Genomic DNA, 24941 nt, shown 5'->3' on the forward strand with positions numbered 1-24941 from the left:
AAGCAATCTTGCTTAATAGACTTGCCGCCATCGGAAGAGTTAGCAGTCCCTTGGATTGTGACCGCCCTTCCAGGACTCCAGTTACACGCGAGAAATCGACATTAACGGAGAGCGAATTACCTTTAATTTTAGATGGACCCAGGTTTGTCTAGGTTTTTAGGAGCGGAAGAGTGACACCCATAAGTTCACAGATGAAATCTTGTTTTAAGGCTGGTACACTTCGCCGAACTTAAAAATACAAACAGGGGGTCAATCATGCGAGCTTATGCGTGGCTATTCAGTGGAGCACTTCTCATTTCAGCACAGGCCTATAGTATTTGCGACACTGAGGTCGTGGCCTACGATGACTATGGTTTCTATTCAGATTCAACAGCAACAGAGTTAAACCTCAAGGAGTTTACGCCGGCTTCATGGTTTCGGTCGGGTTGGATGACAATTACCATAAAAGATCCCAAGCCAGAATCAGAGTATACCTTCATCCTATCTTCGGCAAAAGGCAGGGCAATTGATCTACCTTACGACAATATTGAGGAACGATGGTATGAAAGCCATGTCCACCTTTCGTTAAAAACTCCTTGGGGAAGCCGGATTCCAGACGGCAGCATCATAACTGTATTGGAAGATTGTGAGGTCATTGGTGATTTGGTCATTGACTGAATACCGTGGTCTGTATTGCTCTTATCTGAAGAAAAGTGCGGACGTTAGTCCATTCGACGATGCAGTTTTTAAAGTCAATTTAGAAACTGCGACATCTCAGTAGCTATAGAAAGACTTAGCACAAGCTAGGAGTGCTCCGCTAAACAGAATCTAGATGAAGGAACCTCGAACCATGCGGGTGATCTACCATTCGGGGTGCCGTCGAGGTCCCTAGTCCCTGCCACTCTAACCCCCCCCTGCAATTTAAAGCTTGATTCCGTGTCTGCACCCAGATAGTCATAGGTGCGCTGTGGATAATTATAAATAATGGCAAGCTCTACCAAAAAAATAGCAAGGTTCACCAAGCACTTCATCATGAAACTCTTAACTTGTTGATATTAAGTTAAAATCTGTATGGCATGTGGCTTGCTTTATTGAAAATTGATCTCAGCCCTTTAAAAGGCTGCTTGTGGGTCAAGACTAACCTAGCCAAGGAGGATACTTCATGAGGCACTTTGAACATACGAGGCTACAGATGAAGATATGGAGTCTGCTAAAGCCAGCCTATATGGCATTAATTATTTCTCTTGGCGTTAATGCCTGCCAGAGCAGACCAGATCCTGTGGACTCCACCTTGGTGGCCGATGAATCGCTTCCTGAAGTGAAGGTTAGGCAGCTGGCGACGAAGACCCTCTACGACCCACTTTGGTTTGGCGGTTACCTGAGACCATTGGTTGACTATCAAATGGTTACTGAGAAAGCAGGAACCGTTTTGAAGCGCTACGTCAATCTTGGAGATCAAGTTAGCAAGGGTCAGCGCTTGATGGACCTGCGCCCTGATAATCAAGGCTTGGACTATAGAACTTATATTATACGAGCACCCATGTCTGGTATTGTTAGCCAGGTGGCCGCTGAACCGGGGCAGTATCTGAAGCAGGCACAAACAGCGTTAAGCCTCGCTGATACCAGCGCATACTATGTGGATATTCTAGGCTCCTACGAAGATAGCTTAACCTTAGAAGTCAATTCGTCAGTGCAGGCAGCCTTTGGAGTTGGAACCAAAAAAGAAACACTCTTCACCGGTAAGGTTGCAGCGGTGAGTCCCAGTGCCGATCCTAAAACGGGGTTCTATCCCATAAGAGTTAGAATTCGTTGCCAGGACCAAAAGCAGCTTGCCCACTGCCGTAATCTGGCGAAGATTGGCTCTTTTGTCAAAGTACTCTTTAAGTCTAGTAAGCGAGAGGCCATCCAAATCAGTTCCTCTGAGTTTAGTCGTGGGCAGAATGAGGTGTTTGTCTATAAGGATGACGGCACCGTCGAAACTCGGTCAGTCAAAACTGGTCAGGTTATTAGCGGTAAATTCGAAATCACGGAAGGTCTTAAGGTCGGCGAATGGCTGATTGTTTCCTATAAACAACGACCAAAAGCAGGACAAACTGTGAGTGTTGTCAAGGACCAAGCGATTAGCAAAAGCCAAGAAGAGAATCAAAGCTCGATCAATTAATGTGGCCGCGGGAAATTCTAGACTCGGAGGGAGTAGTGATCAAAAAGTTTTACCGCAATGTTGCGGCTATGGTGATGTTTGTCAGTTTTGTGATTCTTGGGGCAGTCTATCAGTTTTCACACTTGCCTATTAGCCTCTACCCGGCAACTAGTAAGCCCACAATCCAAGCTTGGCTCAACCCTCAGGGAGTGGATCAGCAGGAATTTATCAGCAATTGGGGCACAAAGATTGAAAGTGCCTTGCTCAATCTAGAGGGTGTGACCCAAGTCAAGGGCGACTATTACCCTAGCTCCTTCGGTTACCGAATAGAGTTTGATTGGAACTACGATCCCAATGAAGCCCTAGCCGATGTTCGCAGTAGCCTTGGTGCCTTTACAGCAAGAATGCCTCGCCAGTGGGGCGACTTTTGGGTGGGAGAACAAGGGGGGCGATCGGGACGAATTCTTATGATGTCCCATTCGAAAGAAATGGCACTCCCAGTTCTAGGAACGCTGATACATCAGAAGCTAGTGCCGCTAATCAGTCGCCTAGAGGGCGTGGAAAATACCTTTGTCACCCAGCGGGATGAGACCGAAATTTTAGTCGAATTAGATCTTGAAAAGCTTTACCAATATAGAGTTTCCCCTGAGCAGGTGCGGCAGGTGATTGCCATGAGGCAGTTCGATCGTAAGCTAGGTGTGATGCGCTTCAAAGATGGCTCCTCCTACGAAATCACCGGTGCTTTGAAAATTGATGATCTGGATGAGCTAAGACAAACCATCGTCGAGTCACGAGGAAGCCAAACCATTAGGCTGAAGGATGTGGCTCGGGTAAAAAATGAACCCATCGAAGAAGATGAAATCAACCATGCTAATGGGCAACGCAGCATGTTTTTGATTACCTTGCCCAAACCCGATGCGAACTTGAAGAATGTAGCAGACCGTGTGGCGTCGGTGGTGAATGAGTTTAAGGAACATCATCCAGAGATCGAAATTGATGCTGTGACGAGCCCATCTAAGTTCATCGATCGTGCGGTTCGTAATGTGGCCATCGCTGTGGTCAGCGCTATGGTGATTGCAAGCCTGATTGTATATCTTTTTTTTGGTAGCTTTCGCAGCTCGATGATTATTTCCCTTTCTATGCCTTTGTCCCTTAGTATGACATTAATCATCATGCAGGCGTTCGGTGTCGGGATCAATCTTTTGTCTCTCGGAGGAATGGCCATTGCGGTGGGGATGGTCGTCGACAGTACGATTGTTACCCTCGAAAACATTGTTCGTCGCCTTCAGGATGAGCCACCGACAAACTTCGAAGAGCGATTGCATGGCATCTACTTGGCTGTAAAAGATGTAACGGCACCCGTCGTCGCATCGGCGTTGACCACGGTTATTGTCTTCTTCCCCATGGTGTTCACAGCCCCACTAGCATCGGCAATTCTTGGTGATCTGGCCATTGTAATGGTCTGTGTGATCATGATGTCACTGCTTGTGTCGTTTCTTATCATTCCTTCGCTTTTCCTTTGGACTCATCAGAAGGAGCCAGGGAAGCCCGGTATTTTCTCCCGTGGTTTTATGAGACTTTTTGGCATAGGCGAAAGAGCATACCTGTTCGTGTTGAATCGACTCTTAACAAGTAAAGCCTTGATGGCGGGCCTTGTGGCTACAGTCTTGGCCCTAATAACGGCCAGCGGCTATCTATTTCAGAATGTGATCCAGAGAGAGATCATGCCTGCTCCGAAAACGGATATGTTGATTCTGGGGATTCAGATGAAGAATCGTGGGCTACCCCTTGAGGACGTGGAAGCTGCTATCAAGGAGTATGAAACCGTGATGATTGATGAGTTCCAAGATGTCTTCCAAGGGGTTTATGCGGGGATTGGAAATCATGAAGTCTGGATCGCAGGGCATTTGAAAGATACCAGTCTTTTTGATAAAGCGAAGCAGCGAATGGAAGCTCGTTTTACCAATCAATTTGATTACAATATTCAGGTTTCATCATGGGCGCCTAGTAAGCTGGAGATTCCCAATCCACCAGATCTAAGAATATATGTTACCCAAGATGATCCTGATGAGGCGCGGGAAGAACTTGGTCGATTGCAGGGTATTCTGGGGCAAAATGATAAGTTAACCCATGTTAACGCGCAGCCTGGTGTTTGGCGACACAACCGCTTTACTCTCAATTTTGAAGAAGAACAAATTCATCGTATCAACGGAGCAGATCCCCAGCAGTTAAATCTCAACTCGGTACAGAACCTGGTGGAATACGCTGTAGATAAGCAGTTTCTACAAAACATAAGAATCGATGGTGAAGAGAAAGATCTTTATATGAAATACGAAGGGGATCGATTCGATAGTTTGCAAGACTTAGGGAATATCCTGCTGCCCTTTGGTGAAGGTGTCTTGCCGCTTCGTAATCTGGTGAAGTTGCAACTTGAAAGCCAGTGGGGGCACTATAAGAATGAAGATGGTAAGAACGCCTATTATTTGGAAGCTCGTGTGAAAGATGTTTTCAAAGATCAAAGAACATCAATCATAGCTGACATCAAGAAAGACTTGCAGGCTAACAAGTCCATCGACTACCAGGCTCTGAGTTTTGCAGATCCTACCATTGAAGTCGATGAGAATATTAACTCCTTGGTCAGTGCCATTGTCATCTCATTAGCTCTGATCTTGGTTGTGATCACGCTTCAGTTTGGAACGTTAAAGCTGAGCTTGATCGCCATGGCTGCGATCCCTCTTGGGTTTATTGGGGTCGCTTTTTCCTTATTCCTATTTGAAGAAAAGCTGTCCATCAATTCGATGCTCGGCTTGATTCTGCTCTGCGGAACGGCGGTTAATAACTCGATTATCTTCATCGATTTTTTTATGAAAAGCTATCAGGATGGTAAGTTAACTATGAATGAAGCCCTACTTTTGACGGCTCGATTACGATTCAAGCCTATTATGATGACAACAATGACAACCATCATCGGCATGCTGCCAATCGCACTTGGTTTGGGAAGTGGTGGCGAAATCCTTAAATCTTTAGGTGTGACAGTTTCCGGTGGTCTTGGCGTATCAACTTTTCTCACTCTACTTGTGATCCCTATATGTCTTAGGCTTAGCGTTGCCAGCCAAGAGAAGAAGGATCCCAGCTGGGTTGGGCAAGCTCTGCCAACTATGACGGGAATATTAGCTGTTTTGGTAGTGATGGGATTGAGCCCTAGTATCGAAGCAGCGGAAGCAATGAGTCTTCGCCAGGCGGAGCAACGAGCAGTAGATTTATCTCCTGCGGCTCAACGATCCCGTTGGCAATCAGAGCAGGCTACCTATTTGAAGCAGGACATCTGGTCGGAATCCTTACCCAGTTTATCCTATCAGTATCAAAAAAGGCAGACTAGGCCTGACGGTGAGACACGCTTTGGCTCAGAAGTGAGCACTCATGGAATCATTGCGAGCCAAGCCCTATCAAACCCCTATCGCTTGAAGCAGCGGCTAAGCGGCGTTGGGAGCAAGGAGGATGCCTATCGAAGCGAGTATCAGAGTGAGCTTATTGAAGCGAAGTCAGCCACCTGGCTGGCGTACTACGAAGTCGTCTACCAGCAAAAGCGCTTGGAAAGCACGAAGACTCTACTTGAAACGATCACGCCCCGCTATCGCGAGCAGGAGACGAGATATCGTAATGGCCTGATCAGCGGCGATGATCTGAAAAGGTTTAAGATTCAATGGCAGGCGATCCAATCCCGAGTTGCTGAGCGCACGATCCTATTAGAATCTGCCAAACTCGAATTGGCGACCCACCTGGAGCTTGAGCCATCGAGCCTTGCAAGTCTCAGCGACCCGTTTCCTGAGCAGTTTGCTCTGGCCAGTGAGTCTTCGATCAGCATTCAAGATCTTTTGCAAGAACCTAAAAACCATAGGCTAGCCGCGATTGAGCAGGAGATTCAGTATCAAGATAGCTTGCTGGACGATAAAACTTACACTTATTTGCCCCAGTTGAGTGTTCAATATCAGAGCTTAGTTCAGGAAGACAACCATCAGGATGAGGTTCTTCTTAGCGCTCAGTGGGATCTTTTTTCTGGACTCCAGGATCGTACCGCCGAGGCTAAGCAGAAGTGGTTTGTGGAAGATAATAAGCTAAAGCTGAAGGTTGAGAAGCGGAAGTGGAAGCTTAGCTTGATACAGCTATGGTCGAGTCTTAGAAGTTTGAATTCCCAGCGCAATCAGCTCAAAAATGAGTGGCAGGCGTATCAATCGTTGGTGGATGTCTCGCAGATGAGATTTGATGCCGGGCAAATATCGGCCATGCAGGTTTACAACGATATTGAAGATCTGATTCAAGTGATAGATGCTTATTGGGATGTAAGCTATAAGATGGTGGACGGGCTGTCCAACTTATCTCGACATACCAGCCAGCCGGATCTGTTCTATAAGATGATGGGCCTTAGGTAACTCCAAGGCCCGAAGCTCTTCAGTTGCTGCTGGTCAAAGCTTGCTTCGAAGAGCCTCAGCAATGAGGTTTGGGGAGACTAGAGGTTCCGGAACTTGGTTATCAAACCAAATATGGAGAGGCTCCTCCATACCGATGCCGTTCATGTAGTTGTAAAGTGCTCGCTTGAGGCCAATACCAAGCTGATCATGGTTGCAAGCTATGGGATCAATGAAGTCCACATCGTTGCTGGCAAAGTTAATTTCGGGTAGCGGTAGTAGCTCGATCCCAAAATCTTGGGGCTTCTGCCCTACAGGGCTGTGGATGGTGGCTGCAAAGCGGTGCCAGAACGCTGATTGGATACACCCCTCTTGGAACAACTGCCGGACTCGTTCAAGAGCATCGATAGTTTCCTGCTCCGTTTGGCTGGGGAAGCCATACATAAGGTAGGCATGAACCAAAATTCCAGCATCACTCAATGCCCTGGTGACTCTCGCCACCTGCTCAACTGTGACTCCTTTGTTCATCAGCTTTAACAAGCGGTCTGAAGCAACTTCTAAACCGCCGCTGACCGCAACGCAGCCCGACTCAGCCATCAGTTCAGCCATTTTAGGGCTGAAAGTACGCTCAAATCGAATATTCCCCCACCAGGTGAGGCTGAGGCCTCGTTCGATAATCCGGCGAGCCATCGCAAAAAGCACCTTAGGCGGCGCTGCTTCATCTACGAAGTGAAAGCCGCTCTGGCCCGTTTCCGCCATCAATTGCTCCATGCGATCGATGATCAAGTCAGCCTTCGCCTCGTCATAGCGCTCGATATAATCGAGACTGATATCGCAGAAGCTGCACTTGCTCCAATAGCAGCCGTGGGCCAAGGTGAGCTTATTCCAACGACCGTCAGACCAAATACGTTGCATGGGGTTCGGCATTTCGCAGATCGACAGGTAGCGATGGAGGGGCAAGCCCCGATAGCTTGGGGTACCAGTGTCTTTATGGGGAATATCATGTTCCTTGCTGGATTTGATGAAGGAAACTTGTCCATCTTTGAGAACGTAGGTTCGAAAAAGCTGTGATTCATCCCGCTCCCCAGCGAGGTGTTCAAGCAGGCAAAGCAATGGTCGTTCCCCGTCATCGACTGTGATGTAGTCGATGAATTCAAAGACCCGTGGGTCTTTCAACGAGCGGAGTTCGGTATTCACGAAGCCACCTCCCATGATCACCTTACAGTCTTGTCGCCAGGCCTTCACTGTTTTGGCGATCCGAAGTGCACCATAAACATTACCTGGAAAGGGAACAGTGAGTCCAACCACTGTGGGCTGTACTTCGTCAAGGTAGCCAAGTACACAGTCTTCTAAGTAGTCATCGACCAAAGTTTCTTGGCCGTGAATGGAGTCATGAAGGTCGTCAAAGCTTGGGTTACTGGCTGCCAGACGTTCTCCGTAGCGGGAAAGCTCGAACCGAGGGTCGATCCCCAACTTTATGATTTGGGCCAGGTCATCTAAAAATAGGCTCGCCAGATACTTTGCCTTGTCTTGGGTACCCACTTGTCCAAACGAGCGTTCCAGATAATGCTCGCCTTCCAGCTCTTCCATCTGGTGAAGAGCGGAAAAGCCAACGCCTTCCGGTAGAAATCGGCGACTCGCAATGCGCATCGCAAGGCTTGGGTCTTGGCCCTGAAGAAATCTTAGAGCAGGATCCGCCACTTTTAGATAAAGATCAACGTGATCTATAAAGAAATTGATGGCCAATGGTCGATCATCCGCTGGAATATCTTCATAATTGGCACAGACTTCTTCGAAGACTTCTTCCAAACCGGGCCGACTCATCAGCTTATGAATCAAATCAATCGCAGGATCACGCTGCTCCACATGGTAGCTGTGCATCCCTAGAAAGCCCGTAAGATAGGCTGTTGCAGGATAGGGAGTATTGAGCTGAGTCATCGGTGGAGTCATTAGTAAAATCGGCGATGGATTCTTAGTCATGGGGTCCCAGTCTGAAAGCAAAAATTGCGTCAAAAAGGGACTGTATAGCATGAAAAGCCTGTGGCTCCAACCATTCTTTATAATACCGTAAGTGCTAATGAAATAGGAGGTTTGAGACCCACTATGGCAGTCAGTCGGTGGAGTCGCCTGGGGTCTTGATGAGGCGCAGTGCTGGAGGTGGAGTTTTGAGTGGTGTGAAGGTGCCTTGATCCTCGTCGAAGGTAACTAGCTTGAGCTTCTCAAGGCTAAGAGCCGAATCCCTTGCTTGGCGGGCTTTCTCCCGAGCTTCCTGCTCAGCTAGCTTTTTTTGTTTCTGGCTGGCTTTGTGCTTCGCCTTGGCATCCTGGTAGGCTTTGCGGCGCAGCTCGCGGGCTTTTTCCTTTAATGCCTCTTTCTCAGCTTGTTGCTCAGCTGTGAGGCCTTGGTGCTTCTGTTTTTCTCTATAAGCCTTTTGCTGTTCCTTGGCCTTTTGATAGGCCTTACGCCTTAGCTCACGGGCTTTCGCTTTCCGTACTTGCTGTTTGCGTTCGAAATCTGAAGAGTCGAAATCCATCAGTTCTAGTACCTAGAAATCAGTGTTATAAAATAGAGGAGGCCGCCTTAAGTGCTGCCTCCAATCTTAAGTCTAGCAATGAAAGTTGGGCTTGCCTACCAAATCCGGATTCGATCTTCTGGCTCCAGATACATAGCATGTCCTTTTTTGCAGGAATATGCTTCGTGGAAGCCAGGCTGGTGTTTCACCTGCTCATTGACCCGTGCCCAGCCTAGTGAATGGCTGTCGGTTTTTAGAAGTCGCTCAGCAAACTTGGGGCGAATCACAGAACACCAAACTCTGGCGTACTGGAGGAAGAATTTTTGTTTGTTCTCAATGGAACCCTTGCCGTTGGGGAAGGCGCCATCGTAGGCAAACGATAAACCTACCAGATCGCCAATGTTCTCACCTAGGGTTAGTTTGCCGTTATGACCAGCGCCATCAAACTGAGACACCATCTTCTCACCACGCTTTTTGAACTCCTTGATGTCTTTGTTCGGCATCCATTGGGTGAGGCGACCGCTGAAGTCATATTTGGCACCGTTGTCGTCGATGCCATGGCCTAGCTCATGACCGATAACGGCTCCAACGGCTCCTAGGTTCACCTCTTGAGGCTGTGATGGGTCATAGAACGGGGGCTGAAGAATCCCGATCGGCATCACAAATTTATTGTCTGATGGGCTGTAATAGGCATTGATTGTAAGCGGCCCCATCCACCATCGAGTCTTGTCTCGTTTGTCACCGATTTCAGCAAACATACGATCTTGCTTGGCCTTATCGAGTTTTTGCTTATTGCCAAGGAACTCTTTCGGGTTGTATTCCAGCTTAGGGTTGAAATACCATTCGGCTTCCGTGCGAGGTTTCACAAGCTGTAGCTTGGCGTTTTTAATTTTTTTGATAGCACCTTTCTTACCATCTTCTGAAAGCCATTCATTGTCCTTAATGCCATCGATGATAGAGCCCCTTACCGTCTCGGCGAGAGCAATGAACTTTTCTTCAGGGAAGTTCGGGAAAACTTCATCCACCAGCTCAAAGTCGATTTCCTTGCGGAAGTTACCCATGATGTCTTTGGTGCAGCGCTCCGCGAGGTCGGACCGCTTTGCTGGGCCACCCATATGCTTGGCAGAAAAATCAAACTTCGTTGCGAAGTACTTGGGGTAGGCCTCGTCCATTATGGGCGACAGTGCTTGGAATTTATAAACAGCTTTAAGTTTAGCGAGGTCTTCTTCGGCAAGGAGTTTATTGACGAAAACAAAGTTATCAGGAAGGAAGTGGGTAATATTGGTTTTCTCCGGCACTCGCTTGAGGTCTGCTTCGAGACGGAATGTTGGATAAGTCTTTAGGAGATCCTTGCGAGAAATCGAAGTTTTCTGGCTAAAGATCTTTCTTAGCTCGTGGGGGAGCGGGTAGTTCTTAGCAAACTGAGTTTCCACCTCTAGCACAGCTTTAGCGGAAGACTTAGGATTTTTGTCGCCGATGGTAGTAAAGAACTCTTCCAAATAAGAAAGATAGTCAGTACGAACGTCGTCTTTCTCATAGTAGGATCGCTCGGGCAGGGACATCATATCAGCGATGTAGTAAAAATCCTGATAATCAGGATTGTCTTTGTTCGCTCCCGAACCAATATCGATAAACGAGAACCGAGCGTTGTGGCGTTGTTCAGCAAGGAAGTCTAGAAAAGCATCCCGGCTCTTGATCTTGTTCAGCTGGGCGATCGTCTCTGTAACAAGAGATTTTTCTTCATTGGCTCGCGTGCTGGTGTCTGTGCAAGCCATGTATACGTTCTTCAAGGCTGGGCGAAAGCCTTTAAGGTTTTTCTGTTTGGGTAGGCTTTGCAAAAATTCTTTTTTCTTTTCGAGCAAGCGTTCCCGCGAATCGGAAAAAGAGAAAGTGTGGATACTACGGTCATCTCTGAGTTTGAAGTCTTCGATGGTCTTAGAGCAGGCATACTCATAAAAGTTTTCACATGGGTTGATCTTGGTGTTGATGGGAAACTCCCGTTGATCAGGAATTTTTGAACTCACTGCACCAGAACTCGTCGCAAGGCCCATGACGAATAAACTAAGCCAATTTTTCATGATTCTGCGTCCTTTTCACATTTTGATAGGGAAATTTTATAAATTTCTCTGCTTTGGGGGGATTCTTTAGCAAATTGTTTAAGGTTTGGCTACTGGACCAGTTTCAGTGCGTCTATTAGTCCTTGACTAAGCGTGTTCATCAGATTAGATTTTGAACTTTGATCTCGGAATTAGGAAAAAGATTTATGGTAATTGACGACAAACTTGTAGTGCTCATGGAATACAAGCTTACCGATAACGATGGCAAGGTGATTGACCAGTCTGACAAAGAACCTCTGGCGTACCTACACGGTTCCGGCCAGATCATTCCTGGGCTTGAGAAAGAACTCAAAGGCAAGAAGGTCGGCGACGCGCTTAAGGTGACAGTGGCACCAGAAGAAGGCTATGGCGAGTTTGATCCCAGCCTTTTAACTAAAGTTGAGAAAGAACACCTTGCGGCAATTCCAAACCTTCAAGTTGGAATGCAAGTGCAGGGTGAGTCTCCTGAAGGAGTTGCCATTTTCACAGTGACAGAGATCGGTGACAAGGAAGTAACCCTTGATGCTAATCACCCACTCGCTGGCCAAACATTGAATTTTGATGTGAAGGTTGTCGAGGTTCGCGCAGCGACTCAAGAAGAACTTGATCATGGTCATGCCCATGGTGCTGGTGGCGCTGAGCACTGATTTTAACTTGGTGCTTCGGCACCATTCCCCTCCCATTATCCAGCCCCAGCGAGGGGGTTCGAGGAGATTTCTATGGAACAAAACTACGGTGAATTCATCGTTAAAATACTAGAGACCCTTCAAAAAAATGGCTTTCCCGATAATCAAGTGACCCTTCCCCTCGAAAAAATGTACGAGATCGCTTACCAGCGTGGATTGAACTTTAATAAGGTCCTCGAATTCCTCAAAGAGCGCGAGGGTATCGAACATCAAAAGACTGACGAGAAGATTCTATTTTTTAAAGCTCCCCAGGCGCAGCCTGAAAACTTCGATTTGAATCAGTTTGATATGTCTAAGATGGACGAGATGATGAAGCAAGCTGAGGGCATGGGTGGCGCTATGGGCAATCTATTCGCGCAGGCCAAGGGCATTCTTGATAAGATGTCCCCTGATCAGGTTCAGAATATGATGAAGATGCTTGAGAATATGCCGAGCGAACAGAAGGAAGAACTGATGCGGAAGGCTCAGGATTTCACCAAAACTCCCCAGTAAATAATGAACAGCTGAAAGCTGAGATACTTGGAGCGAAGATCATCATCCTTATGATGCTTCGCGCTGCCTGCCGACCAAATCCTTAACCAAGGCTAGAATTGCATCATAGTCGAAGGGCTTTTTGATGACTGGGATTCCGTTGACTTCATCGGGCAACTTGTTTTTTCCAGAACACAAGACTACCTTGCCCTGGGGACCCCGTTCCATCAATTCCCAGCCGTCGACTTTTGGCATCACCAGATCGGTGATCACGAGGTCAAAGCTATCCGATGCCAGTATATTTAGAGCCGCTTCGCCGTCTGGTGCGGTTGTAATATGGTAGTGATCCTTCAATAGCTGAGCCATGATTTCCAGGCTCGTGGGGTCATCATCTACGAGCAGTATCTTCCCATCCATGACATTCGCCTCGGGTTATAAGGTGACAATTCAGGCCCAGTGCCATCCTATATATCGACAGAAATGACGGTGTGCCTATCAAAACAATGGTCAAAATCAGTGCTTTTCTTAATCATGACTCCATTGTAAGAATCATAGCTTGCTATGTTAATATGGAATGGCACCCATAAACCTTAAAAGGCGAATATTTATGCAGCCGTCAGGCACCCTTTCCTTAGCTGGACTGGCCCTAAGCGTAATTCTTTCGGGAGTGGTATTTTTGAGCCAGGCCCCGGCATGGGTGGCCCTCATACCTCTAGGTCTTTTTGGCATTATTGAGCTAGTCCAAAAACTCATGACCATTCACCCTCGGTACTTTTTGTACATTATGTTGGCTTTGAGCTATTTCGTGGATGACGTCAATTTTCAACCCTGGGGGCCAGAGAACACCATTTCCGAGATTCTTGGAGCGTTCTTCTACCAGTCCTATCAAGTGACCCCCTTAGAGGTTCTGAGCCTATGCCTGGCAGTTTGGATTGGGATTAGTGCGCCAAAGATAACAAGGCACATATGGTGGCGAGAAGGCCTTGGGGTAGGGCTCTTTATGGTCGGGCTATATCAGGTGGGAACCTTTCTCTCACTTGGCGTTGGGCTTTCCAAAGGCGGCGATATCGGCCAGCACCTTATTCAGACAAGGCTCCATCACCTGCTCCCTATTTGGTTTTTTATTGGCTTTACTCTGATTTCATCCGAGACGCATTTAAAAGTTGTCTTCCGCATTTTGGTTTTGGCCACCACATTCAAGAGTGTGCAGGGAGTTGTTAATTTTGCAGCCCACTGGGGGACCTATACCGATCCTGAAAATGAGTATCTGATCGATCACTTTTTCTCAATCTATGCTGCCGTGGCGATTGTGTATCTATTTTATCAAGTGCTGGAGTCATCAGACCCGCGGCATCGATTATGGTCTGGGATCGGACTCGTTCCTGTGGTGATTGCCTTCGTTTTGAATGATCGCCGGACTGCGGTTGCAGGTCTAGGTGTCGCAGGGCTGGTGTTCCTAGGAAGCCGATCCAAGCAATGGTACCGCCGATATCGCAGAGCCCTTAGCACAGGGACCCTTGTGCTCGTAGCGATGACGGCAGCAACTTGGAACGTGCCGCCTCCGGTTGGGATTTTAGGCTCAACGGTAAAATCTCTGGTAGTGGGTGAGTCTCAACAGACTGATCGGCCTGATTACCGTGTTTTGGAGAATGCCAATCTACTGCACGGGGTGGCTCAGGAGCCCATCATGGGTATGGGAACAGGGCGACAGGTGGCAAATGTTTTCGGAATGCCAGATCTAAGTGAGATTTTCCCGACTTTTTTACTAACTCCCCACAATCTTTTTTTGGCTAACTGGGCCTATGGCGGGCCTCTCGTGGTGGCAGTTCTTACTTCGTTGATCGTGTTTATGACAGCACTTTCGTTGCGACTGCTTCGCTTTCCCCGCCACCCCGATCACTTCCTTCTCGGTTTGTTGAGCTTTGTTTTCTTTATGCAACTGCTTGCCTACGTCATTGGTGATTTGGGAACCTACGTGCAACGAAACCTTGTGACCGCTGGCTTACTTTTTGGAGCTTTGTTTCGCCTAACCAGGAGGGTTGACTGTGATTAACTTCATATTGGCTTTGATTGTCGGGACATCGTTTTATCTGTCGGGATCGCAACTAAGCTGTAGAAACTTTCTAAAGATTCTTTTCGGCTTCTATTTGTTGTTTACTCTATGGGGACTGCTTCTTAGCTGGCAACCATCCCTTTATCAGCCTGATCAGGTTGGCCCAGAGGCAGCGCCAGCCTTTCGCCCCTAGTTTTAACAGTCAACTCAAGCTGGGTCAAGCATCCAGTACGGAGGCTCCTTGCCATTCCCCTCTTATCAAGATTTGATACAATGTTAGGGAACAGAAAAACCACCTGGTGAGGAACCATCGTATGTCCATGAATCCCAAAGATGAGAAAATTAAATCTGAAAAGTACAAGCGAGTGGGCGCTAAGTATGTTTGCAAGCAGTGTAAAAAGCAGTTTTTTACGAAAGAGGATGCTGAAGCGTGCTTCGATAGTCACTGACAGGCCTGAAGGAAGGCGACATGCGCCTCCCTAAAAATGGTTCTTAACTTACAGAGTCGTAATTCCTGACTCTGTAGGAGCCCCAGTGGAGAAGATATCTGGCACAGGGCTTTCGGTAATATTTGTGAAATCTGTTTGGCCTGTGAAAAGGTCTGTCCAAACCGATGCATCCACTCCTAACTCGGTGCAAGTCTTAGCCTGAGAATTGTTGTTCGCATCCGTCACCAGATCGTCCGAGCAAATTCCATCGCTGGCAAGGCTCGTTAGGAAGGCATCGACAAATGTATTACCAGTGCTGATAGCATCGCCGTTGGCATCAAGAAATGCAAATGTTCCCCAAACGACATCGTTATTTTCAACCACCTGATAGTAGATTTGGCGAGTATCACTCATCCCATTTCCAAAGTTTGGATTTTCAGCGTAGCGATAGCGACCTTCAAGGACCATAAAAGTTGGAGCATCAACATCATTGGCTAGGATGCGAAGGTGGAAACCGTTCGGAGGCCCATTGGTTGTCAAGGTCTCCCCGGCATAAAGCCTAATCTCCTGCCAATGGCAGTTGTCGGTGCTTGGGCTGGTAGCGCAGTTGCTAGCATCGTCTTTCGCTGAAAAATCCACCTGCACTTGGATGGCCTGCTCACCTGTTGATGTAAAAGGAGTGCTGTCGAAGTAGATAGTACCGTTTTGCAGGTCGCTAAGCTTGATGCCAACGATTCCTGTTAGGTCAGATAGAGTCGTACCCGACCACATACGAATGTTTGCTGGAAAACTATCAGAGTTACCCGCAGACCAAGCTCCGACCGCAGTCATAGTATCTGTGCTATCGAAGTCCACAAAGCTCGCGGCGATCGCAGAGCCATCGTCTTCAAATCCCATACTAACCATATTAGGGTTCTGCTGGATAAAAGACTCACACAGAAGACTCATCAAGATCCCTGAGTCATCGTTGTCCGAGTCGTAGTCGGCACAGTCTACGGTACCGTCTCCGCCGGGATCGCCACCATCTTCACCGAGGAGAAGGTTTTCAGCGAAGGGGGCTGTGTGGCAGGCGCCACCAAATGCGAGGCCGAAAATACCGCCACTGCTGGCTGCATCGCAATCGTCTTCTACTAACGACGTCGACGTTCCATTGCCTAAGCCGGTTAGATCGATAGCTTGAATCTGGGGGACTGTATCAGTTGTTACCGTATCGCCATCCTCTTCCTCCTCCTCAGCACCACAGCCAACGAGGCCAAGAGAAGCCCCAATCAGGCTGGTCATGACGATCTTTTGAAATCTATTCTTGAGAACCATTTTATAAAAACTCCTATAAAAGGTCGGAAGCTCTAAAATCATTTATGGGTTCGGAGTTAGAGCTTTTCGCTTGAGGGCCTTTCATTCTTACCAAAGCACAAAATTATAAGTGGTGATTACTAGGAAGTAAATTCCCAGCTTTCTCCTCTTGAGTAAGAATTAATTGGAGTCTATTAAAATTTGGGAAACCAAGATCCAGCTTGTCCACCTGTTTTCATTGCTGAAAGCTGTGGACAATTGGTAACAGGTGTGGCTCTTATTTTTTCGATACGGCTGCCTGTGACTTGGCGTAAGAAAGGGTTTCCTCCAGGAATTTCTCATGCCCAGCGGCAACTACAGCTGGTTCGATGATGAATTTATTGGCTGTTTTTACCACCTGTGTCCATTCCTTTCGCTCCCAGTGATAGGAAAGAATCGTGCGCATGGCATTTTCGCCTTCTGCTGTTTTAGGGTGAGAAATTGCGAGTTCAGCAAATCGCTTGAAGGCGTCGGGATAGTGGCCAAAGTCATAGAGTATCTGGGCCGCTGTGTATTCCGACGATACTCTCTCATCGGCTTTTGGAAAGTTTTTGACAAAAAAGTCGATCTGTTGAATCAGGGCTTGCTGGGCTTCGGGAAGAGGCACAGGTTTTTCAGCCTTGCCTGGCTCTGGGAGCGTCGGCGGCTTGTCCTGCTGGACCATATTGAACGCTGCCATCACACCATTGTAGGCTGCACTTTGTCTGTGGGTGCTGGCATCCATGCGGGCCACCTTGGAAAAGATTCCCAAAGCTCCTTTCATATCACCCATCTCATATTTTATATTGCCATAGTTGAAGGCAATGTCGTCGAAACCCTTTTGGTCGGGGTAGTTGTTATAGAACAGCTCATAAAGTTCATTGGTCACCTTCAGTAGGGCCTGCGCCTTGTCCATCATGGCTTTCTGTTGTGCTTGACTCTTCAGGTTCTGAGCCGATTGAGACAGGGAAATCACTTGTTGATGTAGGTTTATAGCGGTTGTTCTTAAGTAGTAAGGTATTTGGTTTCTAGTCAACTCAATTAAGGGCTTATTATCTTCCCACTCATCAAACCATTCGCCTTCCTTATCTAGCAGCTTCTGCATACTCTTGAAGCTTTCTACGAGAACGTCGTATGCTTGCAGTTGCATGGAAAGCTCGATAAGCTTCAGATGGTAACGGGGGAGTTTCTTAGCTTCTTTATTGAAGGCGAATAGCTTTTGGAATGACTCTTCCATCCCCTCGGCATTTTTCTTTTGTGCCATGGTGATTCCACGATAGAAATAGTATTCGGCAGTGGCCCATTCTTGATCGATATCTTTGAAATATTTCTTTACACGAGCCTCAGGAACATTTTGCGATCCCCAGTACCAGGCCAGGTCGGTGCTAGCTTCTTTCATCAGAGGAAAGACAGGCTTGTATTCACTCCAATCGTCCATCAATTTCAGTGAAAGCCTGAACGCAGCATCAGCCTTTTTTTCGGCCTTATCACGATCACTCTTTTTCTTTGCGGCGCTGGCTATAAACAATTGGGTCCAAGCCAATTTGAAAGCGGTATAGGGTCGGATCTTACTGGATTTATTTTTTAGGGCTGCAACGAATAATGATGAGGCCCTATCCCACTTTTTTTCAGAAAAATAATACTCACCAGCTAAGTGGTCAAGCTCTGGGATGTAGTTTGATTTCGGGTGACTGCGTCTAAACTTTTTATAATAGAAGTCGAAGTTTTCATTTTTGTTGAATACATAGAATTTGATCAAGGTGTACTGGCTGTATTCTGGTTCTAGCTTTTCATAAGTATTGGCCATGGTCCTTGCTATTTCAAGACCTTTTAATTGATGATTCTGAAGGTCTTGGTCGAAGCGTTTGGGCTTCTCCGATTCTAGTTCGATGAGCCATTTTTGGTAGAGATTGTAGAAGCGGTGGTCACGGCGAAAGGCGAGATAGATGATCTGTTTTTCAATGAGTTCGATCATCTCGCGGTGAACAGTAAAGCGTTTTCCAATAGGGAGGGTTGCAATTGGAATCGAATCAAGCTGCTTGAGGCGCTTCTCTCGCTCTTGGGATTCTTCTTCCAGATCGTCCCAGTCATCATCAAGGTCGAGCTTTGAGAGAAATTCGGCGAACTCATGGATGTCGGGATAAGCGGTCAGTAGATCGTCAGCCAAGTGGCGAATATCCACCCGTTCAGCGCGGTTGCTAAACCCATGGGATGATATAACGAGGCTTAGAAAGATACTAAAAATGATGCGCTTCATGGCTTCCCCAAAGATCTTGTTCTTCTCTGTGTATAATGGATGCCATTTTATCGTATCATGTTGTGAAGGTGGTATTGGAGAATAATCTGCCGGGTGGGTGTCGCAGGTCGCGAGGACCTACGACGTTATTTGTGCTAGGGGTGAAGCGCCTTCGCCAAATCTAATTCTCTTTGTGAGCGGCTTCGTCGCTGAGTTCCTCAGCGCTGTCTTCCTGGTTCATCTTTTCCGCATCTAGCATGCGAATTTCTTTAGGAGAAGCCGTTGTTTCTTCTGAAACTTTAGCTTTGCTATGTGTGGTTTCGTCAGACTTTGTACCGAATAGGTCTTCACAGGCTAGACTAAGGAAGGACAAACTCAACACAATGGCAAAACTGGTCAACATCGATTTCATTTTCAACTCCAACAATGAGAAAGGACAAAAGAACCTCGATCCCGAGGTCGCAGTCAAATTATGTCTAAATGACATGCTGGTCAAGGCCTCTTTAATTTGTCTAATAAAAACCTACTGGTATATGATATAGAGGTCTGTTGACGTTTACACGTAGCGGGCCTGACTGGATGAAGACAAGGCGAGGAGCTAGGAAAAGGCATATCGAAAGTATGGTGGCGACGAGCGACAATAGATTGTATTTATCTAGGAATATCAGGTGCTTGTGTTCGAAATGTCAACATCCCCTTGGGCATTCTTGTAAATCGAAGCTGAGGATCAGTGAATCGGGAACTGCGATCGTGGAGGGCCAGTGAGCCGTATTATTATCTTCGTTATTTTAGTATCTTGCACTACTATTCCCAAAGACTCAAAGCCTCATGACCTGGACATCGTTGTTGAAAGCCATCTTAAAGCCTATGATACTGCAAGAGAGTTTTTGAAAGAACGCATTAAGGTGGGGAAGGCAGTGACCCGCGATGAGTGGGAGTCTCTCTTAGCTAAGCAGGCGATTCCTGCCAACCAGAAGCTCTTGGCTCAAATAGATCAGCGGCACAAACTGGCCATCGCTCAAGCAAAAGAAACGGCTCGCCAAAGCTCATTATTTTCACTAGCTAAAGTTCGCCAAGACGATTTAGTTGAAAAGTTTTGTGCGGAAATTCCTAAGGGAGGGGCGCTTCACCTTCATCCATCAGGAATGATTCATAAGGAACCGCTTCGCAAATTAATGGTGCGAGTTAATCCCAAAGTATCCCGAAAAATTATAGAGGACTTGATCAAATCTGGAGCAGGAAATCTCTATCCGGGAGAGCTTGACTTTCTCAATGACCTGCCACCGACTCCATATATAGACCTAAGCCCGGAGCAGCAAGAACGTATGGTTGGTCTGTTTTTCTTGCCTCAAGGGGCCCACCCGTTCTCGCGCTTTGAAGCGGTTTTTAATTTTACCTCGCTCATTCATAAAGCTGACTTCGATGCGAAGCGGGTCTATTATTCATACTTCACGGCTCTGGCTAAGGAGCAAGGGATTTTCTATCAGGAGCTTTCGAAAGGCATGAAGGCAAACCCTGATGGACTGGCCTACTATGATGAGCTGGCCTTATGGCTGGAAAAGGAGCACGGAGTTCGGACCAACTTCTTAATGTCGTACGGCCGCTGGGCCTCAGCTAAGCGTCATTTTCAAAAAACCGCTGAGCTGATCAAGCAGGATATACCCCCACGGGTAGTGGGTGTGAATATGGTGGGCTACGAAGCCCACGAACCACTTTTAGAAAAGGGTCAGGGGCTTTATGGCCAGTTGCTGTTACACCCCGATCGTCCTATTCACACCTCTGCCCATGTCGGGGAGCATGGTGATCCCCGCAATCTAAGAGATGCAATGATCATGAAAATTGAGCGACTAGGTCATGGCGTTTTGCTAGCTGATCAGGTTCTAGAGTTAGAGATCGCCCGGCGATTGGGGGTTGTTATTGAAACTAGTGTACTGAGTAATTTGAAGCTTGGTGTCATCGAAGATGTGGCTGAGCATCCCTTTCTTAAATTTCTAAGGTTGGGACTGCGGGTCTCTTTATCTACAGATGATGAAGGTATCTTTCGTACGAATATCAATCAAGAGTGTCAGGCAGCTATCCTTTATACGGATATAGAGTACAGTGAGCTAAAAGAAGTCTTTGAGAACTCTCTTCATACCGCATTCTTGGAAGAGCAAGAAAAATCTGAGCTGATAGAAAAGCTTAAGGAAAGGTTCAAAGACTTCGAGAAAAGCTGGCTGATGAAACTAAAAAGCCTCTAAGAAACGTTGGAGATGGGGAAGTATTGGCCTATCAAGTCGTTTAAGATCGTCTTCTTCAATGGCTTGCCCATCACATCATTCATTCCCGAAGCCTTGATTTTTTCAATATCCTCGGCCATCACACTGGCAGTGAGAGCGACGATTAATGATTTCTGATTGTGCCGGCTTTCGAGGCGAATTTTCTTGGTAGCCTCAAATCCGTCCATGTTCGGCATATGACAGTCCATCAGAATAAGGTCATAGATTTTGTCCTGGCAGGCTTCTACGGCTTGCAAACCATCTTTCGCAGTATCAGGTTCAATATTAAACAACTTTTTTAAGAAACCACAAGCTACTGCAAGGTTTGTATCATTGTCATCGACCACAAGCACTTGTAACTGCGAATGGCTTAGGCTGGGTTCGTTCGTCTTTTCTGTGGTAGGCTTCATGTCGATCGGGGTGACGGCTGTAGGCCTAGAAGCGAGATCTACTGTGACGGTCACGGTAAACGTGGAACCTTGTTCGATGGTGCTATTAACCTCGATCGAGCCTCCGAATAATTCCACGAGCATTTTGCATATAGATAAGCCGAGGCCTGTGCCGCCATAAACCCGCGTGGTCGATACATCGACTTGGGAAAACGGCTGGAACAGCTTCCTCTGATCTTCTGGACTAAGGCCAATTCCGGTATCCTCTACTTCTAAATGAATCGTTCGCTGAAGATTCGAGCCTGGGCTGTTCTCATCGACCCGGAGTGAAAGTGATATCTGGCCTTGAGGGGTAAACTTTATCCCATTGCTAATCAGATTACCGAGGATCTGCTTGAGGCGTGCCTCGTCACTCTCAATCCATAGTTCTTGAAAGCCTTTGGGAATGTTGAGCTGGAACTTCAAGTTTGATTTTTCAGCAACAAAGCCGTAGAGCTTTACCATTTCGTTAAGAGTTGCAATCAGATCGAATGGGCGATGTTCAAGCTCGACCTTTCGCTCGCCAAGCTTTGACACTTCCAGGATATCATTGATGACAGTGAGTAGAGTATCGCAGCTACTGATGATGGTTTGTATGGTTTGCTTATGCTGAGGGTTGCGAATATCATCCTCCAGAAGCGTTACGAGACCAATAATACCATTCAATGGTGTTCGAATTTCATGACTCATATTGGCAAGGAACATGGACTTTAGCCGGTTTGCCTCTTCAGCAATCTGCTTTGCAACTAGGAGAGACTTGTTTGTTTCGGAAAGCTCCAGAGTTTTGGCTTCAACCTCCATGGCAATTTTTTGCTTTTGCTCGATCTGGGTGAAAAGATAGAGTCCAATCATAAAAAACAGCACGATAATCGAGGCTAGAAAGACAATCTCGATGCTGCTAAATCTTGCTATCGGACTGGCACTACGGCTGAGAAAAAGCAGCTGAAAGCCATTGAAGTAGAAAACTCGATGAGTATGGCTCAGTTCATTTTCTGGTAGCATGCCATCCACAGGCTTGACGATACCGTCTTGCACCTGCAAAAGGTTCAGCTGGTTTTTAATCTCATTGATGATTACGAAGTAGTACTGCAAACTACTATCGGTGGACTCCGGCACCAGAGTACCCAGAGAAAAGAAAATACTGATGTAGCCTTCCTGTCCTCCACCAGAAACAGTGTATTGAGATAGTTTGATGAGAGAGCCATTCGATAAAAGTTGATTCGGTTCCAGCGGATCGAGGTAGTTGCACACGGGTCGCTGCGTCTCAATCCTAAAGACTTCGTGGGTCTCAAAACCAGACCAACAGATGCCAAGCAGACCAAATTGCTCGATGCCAAATTCAGCGAATTTCTTAAACTCTTGGGCATCCACCCTTTGAGAGGCAGCAAAGAATCGATTGATATAGTTTAGAAGTGATCGTTTGCGGGCGACCTCTGCGTCGATTCTTTGGTTTTCTAATGTTCTGAGATGTTGAAGCTGTTGAGATTGAGATTCTAGCTTGGCTGTTTCAAATTCTCGAAAGGCAAGGTAGCTAATGACCAAGCCCAGGGCAACAACGATGAAAAAGGCTAGATGTCCACGACGAGGAGGTTTTGAACTTAGGCTATTTTCTCCGCTCATGATTCACTCAACTAAGAAAAGGCCTGACGTAGTCAGGATAGGCTGCCCGAAGACTTCCCCACTGCCTGACCTGCTCTTCGCGGCCGAGTTGATCGGTGATTTTTTGCCATTTCGCAGAGACTTGCTTTAGTGCGATTTTTGCTGGCATTTGCTTCTGTGTGACTGAAAATACTGCTTGCTTCAACGGGGCTAGGTACTGTCCTTGACCTTGCAGGTATAGATCAGGAATCGCCCGTGATAGTGCATTGCGATGAGTATCTAAAAAATTCGTGCCATAGGTTTTGATGATTTCTGGGTCTTGGTGGTGTTCGCTACGGTATGGATCAAAATAGCCATCCGCAGCTGCCACAGATCTTACGGACACTTGGGGAGTCCCCATGAGAAGGCAGATGAGATAAGCTAGTTCCTTTTGCCTCGATTGGCTTGACACACAGAAGTTCCAGCCCCAGTTGAAATAAGGTAGTGTCTCGATTCGGGGGCCGAACTGACCGCCAGGAGGTGCAACGACGATCAAGTCGTCTTTGATCTTTGATTGGGGACCATTGAGGAACTTCTGGGTTCCTCCCCAGCCTAAGTTGCAGTACTTGTTCCCTTCAGCAAAAGATTTGAAGTTCTCAAATAAGCCGTTGCTTCGCGAATCCTTACATAGGCTTCTTGTTACTTCAGTCATCTCATCAAGGGCTTGAATTGCTCGGTCATCTGCGAGCTGGGGATTCATGTCTTTATCGAATGGGAACAGTCCGGCACCGTGGAGTCGAATCCAGTATTCCCAAAGGACATAGTTTAAGTTTCGAAACAGAAGGCCGTCGCAGCGATTCGCTTCTGGGTTGTGCATAAAGGCGATTTGACGATCGAGTTCTGGCCAGGTCTTAGGAACTGTTAGCTCTGTTTGATATTTTTGGGCGTACCGATTTCGAAGATCTTTATTCTCTAACCAACGCTTATTGAGAAACATTAAGTAAACGTCACCATCAGTTTGGTAGCCGTAAAGCTTGCCTAGGTGTCGATCACCCAGGCTGTAGAGGATTGATTTTCTGTATTCCTTCGGTTCCCAAACTTTCGCGTAGGGACTCAAATCCTCTAGGTGACCACCGGCTACTAGGTCGGGGATCGCAAAGGTAGGTGGCAATGCAATATCGAAATTATCTCGACCTACTTTTTGCGCCATTAGAATATCCACAGAGATTTGATCGAGGGCAGACTCTTTCAAGAGTACTTCGATTTTGGTGAGATCGCGGATAATCTTAACCGCCGGTTCTAAGTTTGCTAGGCAACCCTTGGGATAGAGAAGAGTTAGTTTCTGCGAGCCTTTAAACCTCTGCTTGTCAATAAGGTCTGTCACCTGATCCTGAAGACTTTGGGAATTCTGATCTGCTTTTGCCTCAAGTTGCGAACCGTATAATGCCATTGCCATGTGGCCGATATTTCTGATGAGATGGCGTCTGGTGATCATGGTACCTCCTAACGAAGATTTCGGAATTAATACGCAAATCATGACGGGTTAATTCTTTCGTTTCTGTCATCATTAAGTGGGGGAATTGTAAGATCTTGAATCTTCTTAGCCTCAAGTGTCAATCGTCCCCAAAAGTCTACCCTTCATCTGTCTTAGGAATAAAAATCTTTGGTTCTTGGTTGTTACTTGGCCCAACTATCGTTGTATACTGTGACTAGATAAACCGAGATACCAATCCACCAGCGAGGGGGAAATATGAGTAACTTTAACCCGGCTGACTACACTTTATTGGTGGTTGATGACGAAGAGGATTTAGCTGAAATAATTGCGGAAGAGTTGAGCGAATACGGCTTTAAGATGCGAATTGCGTTTGGAGCCCAGGAAGCGCTGGGAATTATCCAACGAGAACCTATAGACTACGTAATCAGTGACGTTAAAATGGCTAAAGGCGACGGTATGTTTCTTCTCACTGGCTTACAGCAGCACGAACTGCACCTGCCTGTGGTTCTTATGATGACAGGCCAAAGTGAGTATAGCGAGACTGAGCTTAAGAATCAGGGTGCCGCCGGCTTGCTAGATAAGCCTATCGAAATTGAACACCTTTACGAACAACTTAAAAAGCATTTTTCTAGTTTGCAGGTCGCGTCTTAGTTGTCGTGCATTACACTCTTTCTCTATCTGTCATGGCTTTCTCAGCAAGCTATGGTATGCTGAGCACGTTATTGAAATTTGTCGAGGGCTAGAAGCAGCTAGAAATATTCTATATTAGTCTTGACATGACTATGCTAATTGCATATATTTTTCGATATGAAAGTACGACTGACACAAGCAGCAAAACAACTCGGAGTTCATCCTGATACTCTT

At 46.8% G+C, this 24941-nt stretch carries 19 protein-coding genes; 10 read left to right on the top strand and 9 right to left on the bottom strand.

Going from position 1 to position 24941, the window contains the following annotated elements:
• The first annotated feature begins 255 nt into the window (after positions 1–255).
• From B9N89_RS29660 to B9N89_RS29670, 3 genes are all read left to right on the top strand, one after another.
• Complete coding sequence (locus B9N89_RS29660; RefSeq protein ID WP_132326028.1) at positions 256–657, top strand: hypothetical protein; 402 nt, start codon at positions 256–258, stop codon at positions 655–657.
• A 484-nt stretch (positions 658–1141) separates the two neighbouring features.
• Complete coding sequence (locus B9N89_RS29665; RefSeq protein ID WP_132326030.1) at positions 1142–2140, top strand: efflux RND transporter periplasmic adaptor subunit; 999 nt, start codon at positions 1142–1144, stop codon at positions 2138–2140.
• A gap of 35 nt (positions 2141–2175) precedes the next feature.
• On the top strand, positions 2176–6549 hold the full coding sequence (locus B9N89_RS29670; RefSeq protein WP_159455730.1) for an efflux RND transporter permease subunit: 4374 nt from the start codon (positions 2176–2178) through the stop codon (positions 6547–6549).
• A 33-nt stretch (positions 6550–6582) separates the two neighbouring features.
• Here the strand turns inward: B9N89_RS29670 and B9N89_RS29675 are convergent, their stop codons facing one another.
• The 3 genes from B9N89_RS29675 to B9N89_RS29685 form a co-directional block, all read right to left on the bottom strand.
• Positions 6583–8505 (bottom strand): B12-binding domain-containing radical SAM protein, encoded by a 1923-nt coding sequence (locus B9N89_RS29675; RefSeq protein WP_234996201.1) that lies wholly within the window; start codon positions 8503–8505, stop codon positions 6583–6585.
• A 130-nt stretch (positions 8506–8635) separates the two neighbouring features.
• Positions 8636–9058 carry a hypothetical protein gene (locus tag B9N89_RS29680; RefSeq protein ID WP_132326034.1) on the bottom strand — a complete coding sequence of 141 codons (423 nt, stop codon included), beginning with the start codon at positions 9056–9058 and terminating at the stop codon, positions 8636–8638.
• Positions 9059–9153: 95 nt separating this feature from the next.
• A complete protein-coding gene (locus B9N89_RS29685) occupies positions 9154–11115 on the bottom strand; it encodes a M13 family metallopeptidase (protein WP_132326036.1) in 1962 nt (653 codons plus the stop codon).
• Positions 11116–11300: 185 nt separating this feature from the next.
• On the opposite strand from B9N89_RS29685, the gene B9N89_RS29690 reads away from it, so the two are divergent.
• Positions 11301–11780 (top strand): FKBP-type peptidyl-prolyl cis-trans isomerase, encoded by a 480-nt coding sequence (locus tag B9N89_RS29690; protein ID WP_132326038.1) that lies wholly within the window; start codon positions 11301–11303, stop codon positions 11778–11780.
• Between the two features lie 72 nt (positions 11781–11852).
• Positions 11853–12311: a hypothetical protein gene (locus tag B9N89_RS29695; RefSeq protein ID WP_132326040.1), complete on the top strand. Its 459-nt coding sequence runs from the start codon at positions 11853–11855 to the stop codon at positions 12309–12311.
• 48 nt (positions 12312–12359) lie between these two features.
• On the opposite strand, the gene B9N89_RS29700 is transcribed toward B9N89_RS29695, so the two are convergent.
• On the bottom strand, positions 12360–12707 hold the full coding sequence (locus B9N89_RS29700; RefSeq protein ID WP_132326042.1) for a response regulator: 348 nt from the start codon (positions 12705–12707) through the stop codon (positions 12360–12362).
• A 190-nt stretch (positions 12708–12897) separates the two neighbouring features.
• Between B9N89_RS29700 and B9N89_RS29705 the strand changes: the two genes are divergently transcribed.
• The 3 genes from B9N89_RS29705 to B9N89_RS32220 all read left to right on the top strand — a co-directional run bounded on the left by B9N89_RS29705 (position 12898) and on the right by B9N89_RS32220 (position 14792).
• Entirely contained in the window at positions 12898–14343 is a 1446-nt protein-coding gene (locus tag B9N89_RS29705) for an O-antigen ligase family protein (protein WP_159455731.1), read from the top strand.
• On the top strand, positions 14336–14536 hold the full coding sequence (locus B9N89_RS29710; protein ID WP_132326046.1) for a hypothetical protein: 201 nt from the start codon (positions 14336–14338) through the stop codon (positions 14534–14536). The genes B9N89_RS29705 and B9N89_RS29710 overlap by 8 nt, the downstream gene beginning before the upstream one ends.
• Positions 14537–14657: 121 nt before the next feature.
• On the top strand, positions 14658–14792 hold the full coding sequence (locus B9N89_RS32220; protein ID WP_268808955.1) for a hypothetical protein: 135 nt from the start codon (positions 14658–14660) through the stop codon (positions 14790–14792).
• A gap of 48 nt (positions 14793–14840) precedes the next feature.
• Here the strand turns inward: B9N89_RS32220 and B9N89_RS29715 are convergent, their stop codons facing one another.
• The 3 genes from B9N89_RS29715 to B9N89_RS29725 all read right to left on the bottom strand — a co-directional run bounded on the left by B9N89_RS29715 (position 14841) and on the right by B9N89_RS29725 (position 18730).
• A complete protein-coding gene (locus tag B9N89_RS29715; RefSeq protein ID WP_132326048.1) occupies positions 14841–16085 on the bottom strand; it encodes a hypothetical protein in 1245 nt (414 codons plus the stop codon).
• A gap of 256 nt (positions 16086–16341) precedes the next feature.
• Positions 16342–18339, bottom strand: coding sequence for a hypothetical protein (locus B9N89_RS29720; RefSeq protein ID WP_132326050.1), 1998 nt, complete (start codon positions 18337–18339; stop codon positions 16342–16344).
• Positions 18340–18499: 160 nt separating this feature from the next.
• Positions 18500–18730, bottom strand: a complete 231-nt coding sequence (locus tag B9N89_RS29725; protein WP_132326052.1) for a hypothetical protein — start codon at positions 18728–18730, stop codon at positions 18500–18502.
• A 349-nt stretch (positions 18731–19079) separates the two neighbouring features.
• Here B9N89_RS29725 and B9N89_RS29730 point away from each other — a divergent pair, with 349 nt between their 5' ends.
• Positions 19080–20558 carry an amidohydrolase family protein gene (locus B9N89_RS29730; RefSeq protein WP_132326054.1) on the top strand — a complete coding sequence of 493 codons (1479 nt, stop codon included), beginning with the start codon at positions 19080–19082 and terminating at the stop codon, positions 20556–20558.
• Here B9N89_RS29730 and B9N89_RS29735 read toward each other — a convergent pair.
• Positions 20555–22624 carry an ATP-binding protein gene (locus B9N89_RS29735; RefSeq protein ID WP_132326056.1) on the bottom strand — a complete coding sequence of 690 codons (2070 nt, stop codon included), beginning with the start codon at positions 22622–22624 and terminating at the stop codon, positions 20555–20557. The two genes, B9N89_RS29730 and B9N89_RS29735, sit on opposite strands and share 4 nt — an antisense overlap.
• A 7-nt stretch (positions 22625–22631) precedes the next feature.
• The gene (locus B9N89_RS29740; protein WP_159455732.1) at positions 22632–24077 is read right to left on the bottom strand and encodes an ABC transporter substrate-binding protein; all 1446 of its coding nucleotides are present in this window, start codon (positions 24075–24077) and stop codon (positions 22632–22634) included.
• A gap of 255 nt (positions 24078–24332) precedes the next feature.
• Here B9N89_RS29740 and B9N89_RS29745 point away from each other — a divergent pair, with 255 nt between their 5' ends.
• Positions 24333–24728, top strand: a complete 396-nt coding sequence (locus B9N89_RS29745; protein WP_132326060.1) for a response regulator — start codon at positions 24333–24335, stop codon at positions 24726–24728.
• Positions 24729–24941 lie beyond the last annotated feature (213 nt).

Origin of the sequence: Pseudobacteriovorax antillogorgiicola, from assembly GCF_900177345.1 — a bacterium.
Taxonomy (GTDB): Bacteria; Bdellovibrionota_B; Oligoflexia; order Oligoflexales; family Oligoflexaceae; genus Pseudobacteriovorax; species Pseudobacteriovorax antillogorgiicola.